Origin of the sequence: Micromonospora avicenniae (assembly GCF_900156065.1) — a bacterium.
GTDB lineage: Bacteria > Actinomycetota > Actinomycetes > Mycobacteriales > Micromonosporaceae > Micromonospora > Micromonospora avicenniae.
In genome coordinates this window covers 48,207-61,863 of sequence record NZ_FTNF01000019.1, presented here as the reverse complement: position 1 = coordinate 61,863, position 13,657 = coordinate 48,207, and the positions used below count along the sequence as shown (strand labels likewise).

The 13,657-nt window shown below is 71.4% G+C and carries 13 protein-coding genes; 11 read left to right on the top strand and 2 right to left on the bottom strand.

What is annotated here, in order from left to right:
- Positions 1-41 precede the first annotated feature (41 nt).
- The 7 genes from BXA10_RS23955 (at position 42) to BXA10_RS23930 (ending at position 6,334) form a co-directional block, all read left to right on the top strand.
- Complete coding sequence (locus tag BXA10_RS23955; RefSeq protein ID WP_076473071.1) at positions 42-1,052, top strand: mechanosensitive ion channel family protein; 1,011 nt, start codon at positions 42-44, stop codon at positions 1,050-1,052.
- Between the two features lie 191 nt (positions 1,053-1,243).
- Entirely contained in the window at positions 1,244-2,437 is a 1,194-nt protein-coding gene (locus tag BXA10_RS23950; protein ID WP_175649290.1) for a hypothetical protein, read from the top strand.
- A 236-nt stretch (positions 2,438-2,673) separates the two neighbouring features.
- A complete protein-coding gene (locus BXA10_RS23945; RefSeq protein WP_076473111.1) occupies positions 2,674-3,816 on the top strand; it encodes a helix-turn-helix domain-containing protein in 1,143 nt (380 codons plus the stop codon).
- A 107-nt stretch (positions 3,817-3,923) separates the two neighbouring features.
- Positions 3,924-4,091: a hypothetical protein gene (locus tag BXA10_RS31640; RefSeq protein ID WP_217696838.1), complete on the top strand. Its 168-nt coding sequence runs from the start codon at positions 3,924-3,926 to the stop codon at positions 4,089-4,091.
- Positions 4,078-5,238 carry a helix-turn-helix domain-containing protein gene (locus tag BXA10_RS32470; protein WP_076473110.1) on the top strand — a complete coding sequence of 387 codons (1,161 nt, stop codon included), beginning with the start codon at positions 4,078-4,080 and terminating at the stop codon, positions 5,236-5,238. The genes BXA10_RS31640 and BXA10_RS32470 overlap by 14 nt, the downstream gene beginning before the upstream one ends.
- A gap of 154 nt (positions 5,239-5,392) precedes the next feature.
- A complete protein-coding gene (locus BXA10_RS23935) occupies positions 5,393-5,608 on the top strand; it encodes a hypothetical protein (protein WP_139338115.1) in 216 nt (71 codons plus the stop codon).
- 57 nt (positions 5,609-5,665) lie between these two features.
- Positions 5,666-6,334: a hypothetical protein gene (locus BXA10_RS23930; protein ID WP_139338114.1), complete on the top strand. Its 669-nt coding sequence runs from the start codon at positions 5,666-5,668 to the stop codon at positions 6,332-6,334.
- A gap of 107 nt (positions 6,335-6,441) precedes the next feature.
- On the opposite strand, the gene BXA10_RS23925 is transcribed toward BXA10_RS23930, so the two are convergent.
- Complete coding sequence (locus BXA10_RS23925; RefSeq protein WP_076473067.1) at positions 6,442-7,668, bottom strand: epoxide hydrolase family protein; 1,227 nt, start codon at positions 7,666-7,668, stop codon at positions 6,442-6,444.
- Positions 7,669-8,163: 495 nt separating this feature from the next.
- Here BXA10_RS23925 and BXA10_RS23920 point away from each other — a divergent pair, with 495 nt between their 5' ends.
- Positions 8,164-8,988 carry a hypothetical protein gene (locus BXA10_RS23920; RefSeq protein WP_076473066.1) on the top strand — a complete coding sequence of 275 codons (825 nt, stop codon included), beginning with the start codon at positions 8,164-8,166 and terminating at the stop codon, positions 8,986-8,988.
- A 44-nt stretch (positions 8,989-9,032) separates the two neighbouring features.
- Positions 9,033-10,343: an alpha/beta fold hydrolase gene (locus tag BXA10_RS23915; RefSeq protein ID WP_076473065.1), complete on the top strand. Its 1,311-nt coding sequence runs from the start codon at positions 9,033-9,035 to the stop codon at positions 10,341-10,343.
- Positions 10,344-10,360: 17 nt separating this feature from the next.
- On the opposite strand, the gene BXA10_RS23910 is transcribed toward BXA10_RS23915, so the two are convergent.
- A complete protein-coding gene (locus tag BXA10_RS23910; protein ID WP_076473064.1) occupies positions 10,361-11,062 on the bottom strand; it encodes a hypothetical protein in 702 nt (233 codons plus the stop codon).
- A 367-nt stretch (positions 11,063-11,429) separates the two neighbouring features.
- Between BXA10_RS23910 and BXA10_RS23905 the strand changes: the two genes are divergently transcribed.
- Together BXA10_RS23905 and BXA10_RS23900 are read left to right on the top strand one after the other, a co-directional pair.
- Positions 11,430-12,386: an SRPBCC family protein gene (locus BXA10_RS23905; RefSeq protein ID WP_084753193.1), complete on the top strand. Its 957-nt coding sequence runs from the start codon at positions 11,430-11,432 to the stop codon at positions 12,384-12,386.
- 28 nt (positions 12,387-12,414) lie between these two features.
- Entirely contained in the window at positions 12,415-13,587 is a 1,173-nt protein-coding gene (locus tag BXA10_RS23900) for a zinc-dependent alcohol dehydrogenase (RefSeq protein ID WP_076473063.1), read from the top strand.
- Positions 13,588-13,657 lie beyond the last annotated feature (70 nt).

The following is a 13,657-nucleotide window of genomic DNA, read 5'->3' as shown; positions in this document are numbered from 1 at the left end:
CCCGGGAGAGACGGCATCGGGATCAGGGTGAACGGCTTCTGATGCGTACCGCGTTGATCGTGTTGGCCGCGCTGGCGGCGGCCGTGGTCGTGGACCTGGTCTCCGGCGTGTTGGTCCGCCGGGTTGCCCGTGGTCGCTATAGCTGGCTGCTGGAGCCGCTGCGGCACGCCTGCCGCCGCCCGGCGGCCGCGGTCCTGCTGGTCGCAACGCTGTTCTACGCACTGCCGCCTGGACCGGACGCGTGGCAGCGTTATCTGCGGCACGCCATCCTGCTGGTCCTGATCGCCGTCTGTGCCTGGCTGGTGATCAAGGCATTGCACGTCGCCGAAGCGGTCGCGTTCAGCCGGCTGCCGAGCGATCCGGTCACGAGCCGGAGGGTCCGGCGGGCCCGTACCCAGATCCGTCCGGTGCGGCGGCTCACGGTGGCCGTTGTCACGATCCTCGCGGTCGGCCTGATCCTGATCACCTTCCGGCCGGTACGCCTCTTCGGCGTCTCCATTCTGACCTCGGCCGGGGTGGTCGGCGCGGTGATCGGCCTCTCCGCCCGAACCGCGCTCGGCAACGCGTTCGCCGGCATTCAGGTCGCCTTCGCCGATGGGATGCACGTCGGCGACGTGCTGGTGGTGGACGGCGAATGGGGCCGGGTGGAGGAGGTGAAGCTGACCAACGTGGTGATCCGGCTCTGGGACGAGCGGGTGCTCATCCTGCCGACCACGTACTTCACCGAGCGGCCGTTCCAGAACTGGACCCGGAACGAGTTTCGGGTGGTCGGCAAGATCCAGTTACATGTCGACCATACCGCCGACCTGGACGACCTGCGCCGGGAGGCACGCCGACTGGTCGAGTCCTCACCGCTGTGGGATCGAGACCAGTGGGTGCTCCAGATGGTCGACGCCACCCCGCAGACCGTGGTCATCCAGGTGCAGGCCTCGGCCGCGGACGGCGCCAGCGCCTGGGACCTACGGTGCGACCTGCGTGAGGGACTGGTCTGCTACCTGCGCGACCAACACCCCCAGTGGCTGCCCCGCACCCGCAGCCAGTACCAGCCCTGACCACCGATTCGGCGTCACCGCCGGGCCGATGAATGAGTCGGCGCCTACCGGGGACTAGCTGAACCAGGCCCTGTCGACAGGACACGGCCTACGCCGAAAGGAGCGGGAGGCGGGATGGGCGTCGACCGGGACGGCACCGAGGTCGGGGGTGCCGCGCCCGGGGGAGCGGCGGGGCGGGCTCCGGGAATGTGGTGACCGGGCGCGGGTCCCTCGTCGTGGGTGTCGTGGCCGCCCCCGGGGCCGCGGCCGACCTGGCGCGGGAGGCCGTCCCGGAGCTCGCCGACCGGCTCCGCAACCGAGTCCCGGAGGTCGACTGGGCGGTACGCCTCCAGGTGGCGCGGCTCGTCGAAGGGCCGGCCGACCTCAGCCAGCTCATCGAGGCAACCCGGCGCCGGATGCTGGCCGAGGGCTGGAATCTGGTCCTCTGCGTGACAGACCTGCCGTTGCAGACCGCGCGGCGGCCCGTGGTCGCGCACGCCAGCACCACCCACGGCGTCGCGGTGCTTTCCGTGCCCGCGCTGGGCCCCGTCGCCGTGGCTCGGCGGATGGCCGAGGCCGGAGACCGGCTCCTCGCGGCACTGCTCGGCGATACCGACGCGGTCGGCGACCCGGTACGGGCCGGACCGCGGCGCCGGCGCCTGGCCACCGGACGGCGGGCCCGGGAACTCGGCGCACGGGTGAGCCACCAGGCGTCCGGCATTGGCCTGCTGGCTGGGGTGATCGGCGGCAACCTGCGGCTGCTGCTCGGTATGCTTCGGGCGAACCGGCCGTGGCGGCTGGCCGTCCGGCTTTCCCGGCTGCTGGTCGGTGCCTTCGCGACCGCCGTCCTCTCCCTGGTGAGCGCCGATATTTGGCAGCTGTCGGCGGCCTTGGGCAACCTCCGGCTCGGCCTGCTCGCGGGCGGCTCCGTTCTGGCGGTGGTGCTGACCATGTTGCTCGGCGCGCGCCTTTGGGAGCGGGCTCCGCGCGATTCGGGTGCCCGTGAACAGGTCGTCCTATTCAACGTGGTCACCGTGCTCACCGTGGTGGTCGGTGTCCTCGCGCTGTACGTGGCGCTCGCCGTGCTGGCCATCATCGGGGCGATCGCCCTCGTCCCCTGGGACCTGCTTGGTGAATCCACCGGCCGACCGGCCGGCGTCGCCCATCAGGTCAAGCTGGGCTGGCTGGTCAGCTCGCTGGCGACGGTCGGCGGCGCGCTCGGCGCCGGACTGGAGTCGGACTCGGCGGTCCGGGAGGCGGCGTACCGCTATCAGCCCGACACGGAGCTGACCGGCGAGCAGGGTGGGCCGGACCCCTCCGGCGGGGCCGGACCGGGACCGAGCGGCGAGTCCGGGTCGCCGCGCAGAGACAGGGCTGAGCCGGGCCGGAACCACGAGGCCAGCTGACTGCGCTGGTTGGCGCTGTGATCAGGACCCGGTCGCGGCGTTGCCTCAGCGGCGCGGATCGCCAGCAGGGCGGTGTCGTCGGTGGGCTGGTCTCCAGGTCGAACCGGATCGCAGGAACATGGATCGCCGCTCCACTCTGGTCGCCCACGCTGCCGCACCATCAGAGATGCGGTCGAAGGCCGGTAAGTTGCTGCTGTAGGGATTTGCCTCAGCGTCGCGAGGTAGGAGTGCTTGCCATGCCCCCACGCGCAACCACGATCGTCGACCCGCGTTTCGCCACCGAACTGCGGCGGTTGCGGGAAGCGCATGGCCTGTCGCTGCGGCAACTCGCCGCCGCCGTCAACCACGGCAAGAGTCTCCTGCACCAGTTGGAGTCTGGGCAGACAAAGCCGACAGTGGACGTGGCGACCCGGCTCGACGAGGCACTTGGGGCTCGCGGTGCCTTGGCCGCGCTGGTCGTCGATGCTCCCATAGGCGGCGACCGGTTGGCGTACGTGACGGCCCATCCCCGCCGGGTTGATCGTGCGGCGATCGAAGCGCTCGCGGGCCTTCTCGCTGGCTACCGTCGTCTGGAGGACGCCCTCGGTTCCGGACCGATCATGGGTCCCGTCGGGGCCCACCTCGACAACGTGACTGGGCTGTTGACGGATGCCCCATCCGGCGTGCGGCCCCGTGTGGTTGATGTGGCCGCGCAGTGGGCGCAGTTCGCGGGTTGGTTGAGCATCGCGCGGGGGGCGGAACGCGCCGCGACGATGTGGAACGCGAGGGCCTTGCAGTGGGCCACCGAGGCCGGCAACACGGATCTGGTCGCCACAGTGCTCTCCTTCCAGGGACACCAGGCCGAGTTGCGGAACGATCTACCTGCCATGATCTATCTCTCTCGGGAATCACGCCGGAACCCGTCGGTGAACTCGGCTCTACGCGCCTACTGCGCCGGGCAGGAGGCCAGAGGCCTCGCCATGTCCGGGGCTGCTAGCGCCGACGTGCTCGCGCGCCTGTCCGAGGCGTCGGACCTGTCGGCCCAGGCGGCAGAGGAGCCACTCTCCCCGTGGGGCTACTGGTACACGCCGTCGTTCTTCGCCGTCCAGCAGGGAAGTGTTTGGCGGTATCTCGGCGCAGCGGACAGTCGCGCCAACGACCGGGCCATTGAGCTGCTGACGGTGGGTGTCGCGGGTGTTAGTGAGGAAGCCAGCGGTGCGGAGTGGCACGGCCGCAACCTGGTGCACCTCGCCGTTGCGGAGACGCAGGCGGGGGATGCGGCAGCAGCTCGCGAGACGCTGGCGAAGGCGGACGCGATCGCAGTTGCCACCGCCTCGCGGGAACTCGCCGGCCATGTGGCCGGGGCTGCCCACCGACTTGGACTGTCCGCAATGCCGTAGCGGACGCCTTGCGCCTGGTCTCCTACCCGTCATCGCCTTGAACATGACGGTGGGTGACGGCGTAATGGCTGTTTCGATGCCCGCGTCGCGCCCACTGTCTGACGGAGGTGGGTATGCAAGGCGGCGAGTCGGAGAAGAAGGGCGAGCAGGCGGAGGCGGCCGAGCGGGAGGCGGCCAAACGGCGACTCCTGGCACAGGCGGAGGCGGATCGCGTACCGGTGGAGGACACCACCCGTGCCGTCCCAGACCGGCGGTGGCGGCGTGACCGGGGATGAGCTGCCGATCGGCCGCCGGGTAGCGCGCTGGCGGGTGCGGCGGCAGATGACGCAGCAGATGCTGGCCGACCGGCTCCGCAGGTCCAAGAGCTGGGTGGACAAGGTCGAGCGTGGTGTCCGCCCCCTGGACCGGTACCCGGTGATCCAGGAGTTGGCGCAGGTGCTCCGGATCGACCCGGAGCTGCTGCTCGGCCGGCACCGGCCGCCGGCCACTGTGGGCACCCTGGCCGGGGTGGACGACATCCGGGCCGCGCTGGCCCGCTACGGCGTCCGGCAATCCCCGGTGCAGGCGGCGGAAGAGCTGCGTAGGCAGGTCGGGCACGCCTGGTTGACCTACCAGCACGCGCACTACCCGCAGCTGGTGCGAGTGCTGCCGGGGCTGCTCGATGGCGTCCAGGGTGCGCAGATCCCGGAGCTACTGGTGCAGGCGTACCGGGTCACCTCGTCGCTGCTGGTGAAGCTCGGTGAGGCCGACCTGGGGTGGCTGGCCGCCGACCGGGCGATGTCCGCCGCGAACGGCGACCGAGTCCTGTCGGCGACGGCGGCCGTGTCGGTCGGGCAGGCGCTGCGCGCTCTCGGCAGGGAGCGCTTGGCCCTCGCTGCGACGGTCGCCGCCGGGGAGCGCCTGGCGACCGACCGGCAGCGGCCGCCGAGGGAGTGGGCGGTGTGCGGGACGCTGCTGCTCCAGGCCGCCCTGGCCGCCGCCGGCTCCGGCGACGGCCACCGCGCCGAGGAGCTGACCGAGCGGGCCGCCGGGATCGCCGTCCGACTCCGTGGGTACGACGATCCGCACCGGACCGGCTTCGGTCCGGTCGCCGTCGAGTTGGCCCGGGTGGTGGCGGCCGTCGAGTGGGGCGACGCCGGGGCGGCGGTGCGACGGCACCCGGCGATCGTGCGGCGGGCGGGGTGGCGGCTGTTGCCGGCCGAGTGCCGGGGCGCCTACCTGGTCGACGTCGCCCGGGCGTACCTCGAGGTGGGCGACCTGCGTGGGGCGGCTCGCGCGTTGGTCGACGCGGACAGCGTCGCGCCGGCCGAGGTTCGGTGCCGACCCTCGGCGCGTACCGTGATCGCCGAGGTGGCCCGGGCGCACCCCCCGGCGCCGGCCGGCGTGGCGCGCCTGGCGACGCTGGTCGGCCTCACCCGGTGAGCGGCCGTACCCACGTCGGCGGAATGTGCGGTGGAACCGCTCGACCTTCTTCACGCGCCGAAGCTGAGGACGCCTCGCAGCCCGCGCACGTCTGGTGAGGGGGGTGGGGACGTCTATGTGTTGGATCACCGCGGCGCGGCCTATGCTCCCGCGGGTGGGCTATTGGGGCACGGTGGTGGTGGCGCGGCCGACGGGGTTGTTGGTCGACCAGGACGGCATGAGCGGGTTCGGTCACCAGCATCATTGGTTGCGCGATCTGGGCGACGGATGGCAGCTGGTGGAGACCAGCGGGTGGAAGGATCCGCCGGACCTGCTCGGGCCGTGTGGGGCGGTGGTGGCATCGACGGGACATCCGGTCTTCGTCGCATAAGTCAGTGACGGCGACTGCGCGGTCATGTGCGCGGCGGTGCCGGGCATGGTGGGGTCGTTGACGCACCTGTGGGATACCAGCGGGCCGTGCGGGGTGTACCGGCATCAGCCGGATGGCATGCCGGAGCCCGTCGGCCGCAGCGTTGACGATGTGGTGGCGGAGCTGGCCGGTTGGTCTGCCTCGGCTGGTCTGCGGGCCGACGCCTCGGCGCTGCGGGCGGTGCTTGACCATGACCGGAGCGCGGCTTGGAAACCTGCGGACGATCTGCTGTTCGACCTGGTGCGCGGGCTCGGGGTGGCCCGGATCGGCCGGACGCTGCCGTGGGCGTTCCCGATAAACCGTCGGCCGTTCACCCTGATCACCGACTTCATGGGGTTGGCAGGCAGGGCGCGGTCGCGGGCGGTGTACCGGCAGGCCGAGCAGGAGGACGGGGAATCGCCGGAGCCGGCGCAGCAGTGGGAGAGGGCCGCGATCGAGCTTGAGGAGAAGCTGTGGGCGTCGCTGTACCGCACCGATGTGGATGTGGTGGCGCTGGCACGCCAAGTCGTCGAGGTTCAGGCAGCCCACGATGCGGCCAGTGAGGACGAGGCGGGGCGATCAGCGGTGGATCCGGATCGGCTGTTCGAGTCGCTCTACGCCGGCCTGGTGGATGGCAGCCTGCAACCGGACGATCCGGAGGACTCCGGCCGCCGGTGGGCGGACGAGCGGGCGACCGCTGTGCGCTGAAGCCGATGGCGGACGTAGAGCCGAGCTCGCCGACCGGCCCGGCCATGGGTCGGGGCATGGGCGACTCCCGAGTCGGGACGCCCGTCGGTCAGGCAGCGACACACGCCCTAGCGCAGTGAGCGGAAGCCGGCGCGGATCTCCTGCGCGAGCAGGTGCGGCTGTTCCCACGCCGCGAAGTGCCCGCCCTCGTCCAGGCGGTTGTAGTGGACGAGGTTCGGGTACGCCTGCTGAGCCCAGCTCAGCGGGGCCTGGAAGAGCTCGTCGGGAAAGACGCTCACGGCCGCCGGGATGGTGACGCCCTTGGGGGCGAAGAAGGAGTACGCGTTCATCGCGTAGAGGCGGGCCGAGGAGACGCCGGTGTTCGTCAGCCAGTAGAGCGTGATGTTGTCGAGGACGTCGTCCCGCGACAGGCCCCCCTCGTTCCCGGCGAAGGCGCGGGAGATCAGATCGAGGCTGCGTGCGTCGTGGTCGAGCATGAAGGCCGCCAGGCCGACCGGGGAGTCCGCCAACGCGGTCAGCGTCTGCGGGCGGGTGCCCATGATCAGCGCGTACGCGGCGTGCTTCCAGAAGAAGTCCAACTGCTCGCAGGCACGCATCTCGTCGGCTGACAGTCCGGATGGCAGTCGGCTCATCGCGTCGTTCAGTCCGGTGATGTCGGACTGGAAGAGCTTGTCGATGTCGGGCGGCACCACGCAGGGCATGTTGGAGTGGATGCCGGCCAGTTCCGGCGGCGCCTGCGCGCCCAGCAGGTCCGTGACCACCGCTCCCCAGTCGCCGCCCTGCGCCACGAATCGCGGGTAGCCCAGGCGCCGCATCAGCTCCGTCCAGGCACGGGCGATGTGGTCCGGACCCCAACCGGGGTCGGCCGGCTTGCCGGAGAAGCCGTAGCCGGGCAACGACGGGATCACCAGGTGGAAGGCGTCCGACGCCGGTGCGCCGTGCGCCGTGGGGTCGGTCAGCGGGCCGATGATCTTCAGCTGCTCGATGATGGAGCCCGGCCACCCGTGGGTGACGATGAGCGGCAACGCGTTCTCGTGCTTCGAGCGGACGTGGATGAAGTGGATGTCCACGCCGTCGATCTCGGTGATGAACTGCGGCAGGTTGTTCAGCGTGGCCTCGACCCTGCGCCAGTCGTACTCCTTTTCCCAGTAGCGCGCGAGCGCCTGGATCGTCGCCAGCTGCACGCCCTGCGACTCGTCCGGGACGGTCTCCCGCTCCGGCCAGCGGGTCGCCGCGATCCGGGTACGCAGGGCCGTCAGCTCGCTCTCCGGGATCTCCACCGTGAACGGCCGGATCTCCGCGACGCCCGGCCGGGCTTCGGTCTTGACGGCCATGCGGGCCACCCTTCCCCTCAGGTCTCGAAGCCGAGCAACTCCGTCGGCCCTCCGCCGGGCGAGCAGTTTCGTGCGCACCTCGCTCGCGGCGAGTGGCGTTGCCCTGGTCGCTGCCCTCGGCGGGGCACGTCGGCACCGGTGCGGCCCGGACCCCTGCCCGGGGCGGCAACGGTGGCGGAGCCACCTGTCCCAGAGCCTAGAGCGCCTCATCCCGCGTCGCGGGCGATACCGCTACCCGGGCCGCGCCACCTGACTACCAGCGCGCGCACTACCCCCAGCTGATGCGAGTCGTCACGCATGGTAGCGATGGTGTCGGGACATGTGTGACTGGATTCTGCGCTTCCAGGATGAGCGGGTCCAGCGATTCGGCAGTGGCCAGCGAGTGCTCGGGTGAGCGTCCGCCCGACCGCAGGGGGTGAGGTGATCGTAAATATGTCACCCTTGGTAGTCGTGACGGCGGCACGCGGCGGCGCTCGCATGAGGATCGGAAGCACCATGGGCAACAGGTATGACCTTCGCGGGCTGGAGCCGCTCGACGGCTCCCCGTTTCCGGTGTTCGTGAGCGCGGGCGGCGCCAACCGCGGCCGGTCGGTGGCGCAGCGCGCCGCGCGCACGGTAGCCTGGCTCGATCAGGTCGTCGGCATGCCCGAGGCGCCGCCCCTGTTCGTGGTTGGCCCGGGGCAGTGGGACCAGGTCGCGGCGATTCCGCTGTACGGCATGCCGCACGTGGAGAGCGACCGGATCGTCGTCGGCCAGGAGCCCGCCCCGTTCTGGGCATCGGTGACCGGGGCGATCGTCCCTATGCTGAAACCGCCCGGGCTGCGCCGGCTGCACCAGGTGTACGGCGACCCGATCGACCTCGGAACCTTCGCCGACCTACTGGTGTCCCACGAGCTGACCCACCTGGCGCACGGCCCGGCGTGGGCGGACGGCCCGGTCACGTTCTGGCTGAAGGAGTTGGCCGCGAACCTCGGCCTGCAGGGCTACGTCACCGAGGTGGAGCCCGCGGAGCAGACCCGCCTGGAGACCGCGTTCGAGGTCACCTGGGCGGCGGCGCCGGAGGGCCACTGGCCGGTGCGGGACCTGGCCCGGATGGCGGATTCGCTCGACGGCGACGGCTCCAACTACGTCTGGTTCGAGTTCGGCCTGCAGGTCCTCGCCAAACGCCTCTGGCAGGCGGCCGGCGCCACCGCGCTCCAGCGCGTCGTCCAGGCGCTGCGTGGGCCGATGCTCGACCTCCCGGCCGTGCTCGGCTTGCTGGAGGAGCTCGATCCCGGGGTGGCGCGAGCGATCCGCGACTGGCCCCGTTTCGCGTTCTGACGCCGATCCCGCCAGCCACGTAACCGATCCCCGAAAGGTGACCTGTGCCGACCTACCGCCACCCAGGAACCGTCATCACCGACCACCGCTTCCCGGTACCGCTCGACCACGCAGACCCGGCTGGTGAGCAGATCGAGGTGTACGCCCGGGAGGTTGTGGCCGCCGGCCGGGAGCGCGACTCGCTGCCCTGGCTGCTCTTCCTGCAGGGCGGGCCGGGCGGCCGGTCACCGCGCCCCGTGGGCCGGGACGGCTGGCTGGACCGGGCGCTCGACAACTTCCGGGTGCTGCTGCTGGACCAGCGCGGCACCGGCCGCTCCACCCCCGCCGACCGGCACACACTGCCGCTGCGCGGCGACGCGCCGGCGCAGGCCGAGTATCTGGCGCACTTCCGTGCCGATTCGATCGTGCGGGACTGCGAGCTGATCCGCCGGGAACTCCTCGGCGAGGACGGGCGGTGGAGCCTGCTCGGGCAGAGCTATGGCGGCTTCTGCGTCCTCACCTACCTGTCGTACGCGCCCGAAGGCGTCCGCGAGGCCCTCGTGGCCGGCGGTCTCCCCGGGCTGCGCAGCACGGCGCAGGAGGTCTACCGGGCCGCCTACCCCCGCGTACAGCGCAAGGTCGAGGCGCACTACGCGCGCTACCCCGAGGACGTCGAAACTGTGCGCGCCGTCGTGCGGCACCTGCGGGAGCGGGTGGTGCGGCTGCCCGGTGGCGGGCTGCTGACCGCCGAGGCGTTCCAGGCGATCGGCACCACCCTGGGCGCCGGGAGCGGTTCACACACCCTGCACTATCTGCTCGAAGACGCCTTCCTGCCCGGTGTGCCCGGCGGCCAGCTCTCCGATCCGTTCCTCGCCCAGATCCAGGGCCACCTCTCGTACGCGAGTGGCCCGCTCTACGCGGTGCTGCATGAGTCGATCTATGCTCAGCGTTCGGTGTCACCGCGCGCCACCGGGTGGGCGGCCGAGACGGTACGCGCGGAGTTCCCGCAGTTCGACGTCGACCGGGCGCTGGCGGGGAACGAGCCGGTGTTGCTGACCGGCGAGATGATCTATCCCTGGATGTTCACCACCGATCCGGCGTTGGCCCCGCTGCGCGAGGCGGCGCGGCTGCTGGCGCAGCGCGAGGAGTGGCCGGACCTGTACGACCCGCGGCAGCTGGCCCGCAACGAGGTGCCGGTGGCCGCCGCCGTCTACCACGACGACATGTACGTCGACACCGGCGACTCGTTGGCCTCGGCACGAGCGGTGCGCGGCCTGCGCACCTGGATCACCAACGAGTACGAGCACGATGGCCTGCGGGTGAGCGGCGGCCGCGTCCTCGATCGGCTGATCCGGCTGGTCCGCGACGAGATCTGAGGACGGGGCGACGAGCCTCATGTCGGTGGCGGGCACCGGTCGGGAAGGGTGACCTGCCCCGGCTGGTGGCTGAACGTGGTCATCGTGAACCACTCGTCGAGTGCGGGATCGAAGAGGTTCTGGAAGCCGAACTGCAGCACTTGCCACCACTTGCTCGGGTTCCGCTGGTCGACGTAGACGTCTCCGAGCGCGATCGGGAACCGTAGGTTCTCTCCCGGCTGGGTCGAACCCCCGACCACGCCGACCCGCCAGTGATCGACGCGCCGGTCTTTCGTCCCCTGGAGGATCTCCGGCCCCACGAACCGAGCGGTCTTCAGCAGGTCGTTGAGGATCTGCCGGTTGAAGAACCCGACCCGGTCGCACTGGCGGGGCGGGTCCGGCGGGATGCCCGGCCACTTGTAGGTGAGCGTGTAGGGCGTGTTGCGGTAGATCAGGTTCGTGAACCACATCGGGTGCTCCGGGCCGTCGGCGGTCATCTGACTGTCGCCGCCCCGGCCCTGCCAGGTGGAGGGCACGTCGACCCCGAGGTCGCGGACGATGTAGCGGCCCTCTCCCCGGAAGTCGGCCGGCAGCAGCGGGGGGCGGGGCTCCTCGAAGACGGGCGGACCGGCCGGCGTGACGTTCGCGGCCGGGGCCGGGCGGGACGGCTGCGGATCGTCGACCGGACCGGGTGCGATCAGGGCGAGGGCCAGCGCGCCGCTGGCGTACGCCGAGGCCAACCTGCGAAGTGCTCGCGTCCGTGCCGTCTGCCCCTCCTTGAACTCTCGGCTGGGGCCTTGGTGGTGGCCCCGATCCGGTTGATCGACTCGGGTTCCTTGATGTCGTGGTGTCCGGGACGCGTGGATGCCCCGACTTCATGGAGGTCGAGTTGACCATGCGCCGGGGTGTGGGGTGGCTGGCGGTGGTGTCCGGTTTTTCGCCCGCGGGCGTGGGGGTGCGGTGGGGCGGTTTGTCTGGGCAATCTTGGGATACCGGATGTTCTCTCCGGAACCGGGCACACCGGGCCGCCCTACCGCATAGCGTCACGGTGGCGGGTGCTACCCGCCACGCCGCCGGCCGGCGGCCACGCCCTGCGGAGGGACCGACGTGAACCGAATCGACGGAGTGCTGCTGCCCGAACTGGACTCACCCGTCCGCGATCCCTGGCTGCCCCGTGCCCTCGGCTGGCTCAGCCTCGCCCTCGGGGCCACCGCCGTGGCCGCGCCCGGCCGGCTCGCCCGGGTCACCGGCGTGGACGACTCGCCGGCCGCCCGCACGGTCATCCCGGCCGTCGGAGCCCGCGAGCTGGGGCACGGGCTCGGTCTCGTCGCCGGGCGCCGCCTGTCCGCCTGGACCTGGACGCGCGTGGCCGGCGACGCCATGGACCTGGGCCTGCTCGGGCAGGCGATGGCCGACCGCTGCGGTGAGCGGCGTCGACGGCTGGCGCTGACCACGGCCGTGGTGGCCGGCATCACCGCCCTCGACCTGCTCGCCGCGTTCGGCACGGCGCGCGCCCGCCGGGCCCACGAGCGGAAGATCCGTATCGACATGGCGGTGACAGTCAACCGCACCCCGGCCGAGGCGTACCGGTACTGGCGGGATGTGGAGAACCTGCCCCGGTTCATGTCGCACGTGGAGTCGATCCGCGCGATCGACCTGCGCCGGTCGCACTGGACGGCGCGGGGGCCTGCCGGCCGCCACATCGAATGGGACGCGGAGATCGTCGACGACCAGCCGAACCGGTCGATCGCCTGGCGCTCGCTGCCCGGCACCCGGGTGCCCAACGCCGGTCGGGTCCGGTTCGTGCCCGCCCCCGGCGAGCGGGGCACCGAGGTGCGCGTCCAACTGGGTTACGCGCCCCCGGCCGGAGCACTGGGCCGCGCCGTGGCCAAGCTGTTCGGCGAGGAGCCGGAGCAGCAGGTCCGCGACGACCTGCGCCGGTTCAAGCAGGTGCTCGAGACCGGCGACGTGGTCCGCTCGGAGGGTAGCCCGGAAGGAATCTCCGCCCGGCAGCAGATCATGCAGCGTCCCGCCCAACCGATGCCCAGCGGCATCCGGCCCTGAACCGCCCGGCGCACGAAAAGGAGCAAGGATGAGGGCCACCGCCTGGATGGGCAGGGACAAGGTCAAGGTCATCGACGTGCCGGACCCGACGATCCTGAGTCCCCGAGACGCGATCGTACGGATCACCACGACCGCGATCTGCGGCTCCGACCTGCACCTCTACCACGGCTACATCCCAGCGATGCGCAAGGGCGACATCCTGGGACACGAGTTCATGGGCGAGGTCGTCGAGGTCGGTCCGCAGGTGCGCAACCTGCGCCCGGGCGACCGGGTGGTGGTGCCCTTCCCGATCGCCTGTGGACACTGCACGTCCTGTCAGCGCGGCCTCTACTCGGTCTGCGAGAACTCCAACCCCAACGCCGGCATCGCCGAGAAGATCATGGGGCACTCGCCGGGGGGTATCTTCGGCTACTCCCATCTCCTCGGGGGCTACGCCGGAGGCCAGGCCGAGTACGCGCGGGTGCCGTTCGCGGACGTCGGCCCGCTGAAGGTGCCCGACGAGGTGCCGGACGAACAGGCGGTGATGCTCGCGGACGTCTTCCCGACCGGCTACATGGGTGCCGAGATGTGCGACATCAAGCCGGGGCACCTGGTGGCCATCTGGGGAGCCGGCCCGGTCGGGCTGCTCGCCGCCGCCAGCGCCCAACTGCTCGGCGCGGAGCGGGTGTTCGTCATCGACCGGTACCCGTACCGGCTGAGGCTGGCCCGGGAGCACACCGGCGCCGAGACGATCAACTACGAAGAGACAGACGTGCTGGACGCGCTCAACGAGCTGACCGCCGGTCGGGGCCCGGACGCGTGCATCGACGCCGTGGGCCTGGAAGGGCACCACGGTAACGCGGCAATCTACGCGTACGACCGGGCCAAGCAGGCGGTCCGGGCGGAGACGGAGCGTCCGTTCGCGCTGCGTCAAGCGATCCTGGCCTGCCGTAGCGGCGGAGTGGTCTCCGTGGTGGGCGCGTACGGCGGATTCATCGACAAGTTCCCCATGGGCGCGTTCATGAACCGGGCGCTGACCATGCGCACCGGACAGTGCCATGTGCAGCGCTACACCCGGCCGCTGCTGGAGCGCATCCAACGCGGCGAGCTCGACCCGAGCTTCATCGTCAGCCACCGGATGCCGCTCGAGGACGCGCCGAGGGGATACAAGACCTTCCAGAAGAAGCGGGACGAGTGCACCAAGGTGCTGCTCACCGTGTGACGGTTCCGGGTGGCCCTCGACCACGGGAGCGTCCGTCGGCTCGCGGGCTCGATAGGGTGTCGGCATGCCC

Coding starts and splice junctions, on each gene's coding strand:
- BXA10_RS23955 (WP_076473071.1), top strand. CDS start 42: ATGCGTACCGCGTTGATCGTGTTGGCCGCGCTGGCGGCGGCCGTGGTC.
- BXA10_RS23945 (WP_076473111.1), top strand. CDS start 2,674: ATGCCCCCACGCGCAACCACGATCGTCGACCCGCGTTTCGCCACCGAA.
- BXA10_RS23925 (WP_076473067.1), bottom strand. CDS start 7,668: ATGGCCGTCAAGACCGAAGCCCGGCCGGGCGTCGCGGAGATCCGGCCG.
- BXA10_RS23920 (WP_076473066.1), top strand. CDS start 8,164: ATGGGCAACAGGTATGACCTTCGCGGGCTGGAGCCGCTCGACGGCTCC.
- BXA10_RS23900 (WP_076473063.1), top strand. CDS start 12,415: ATGAGGGCCACCGCCTGGATGGGCAGGGACAAGGTCAAGGTCATCGAC.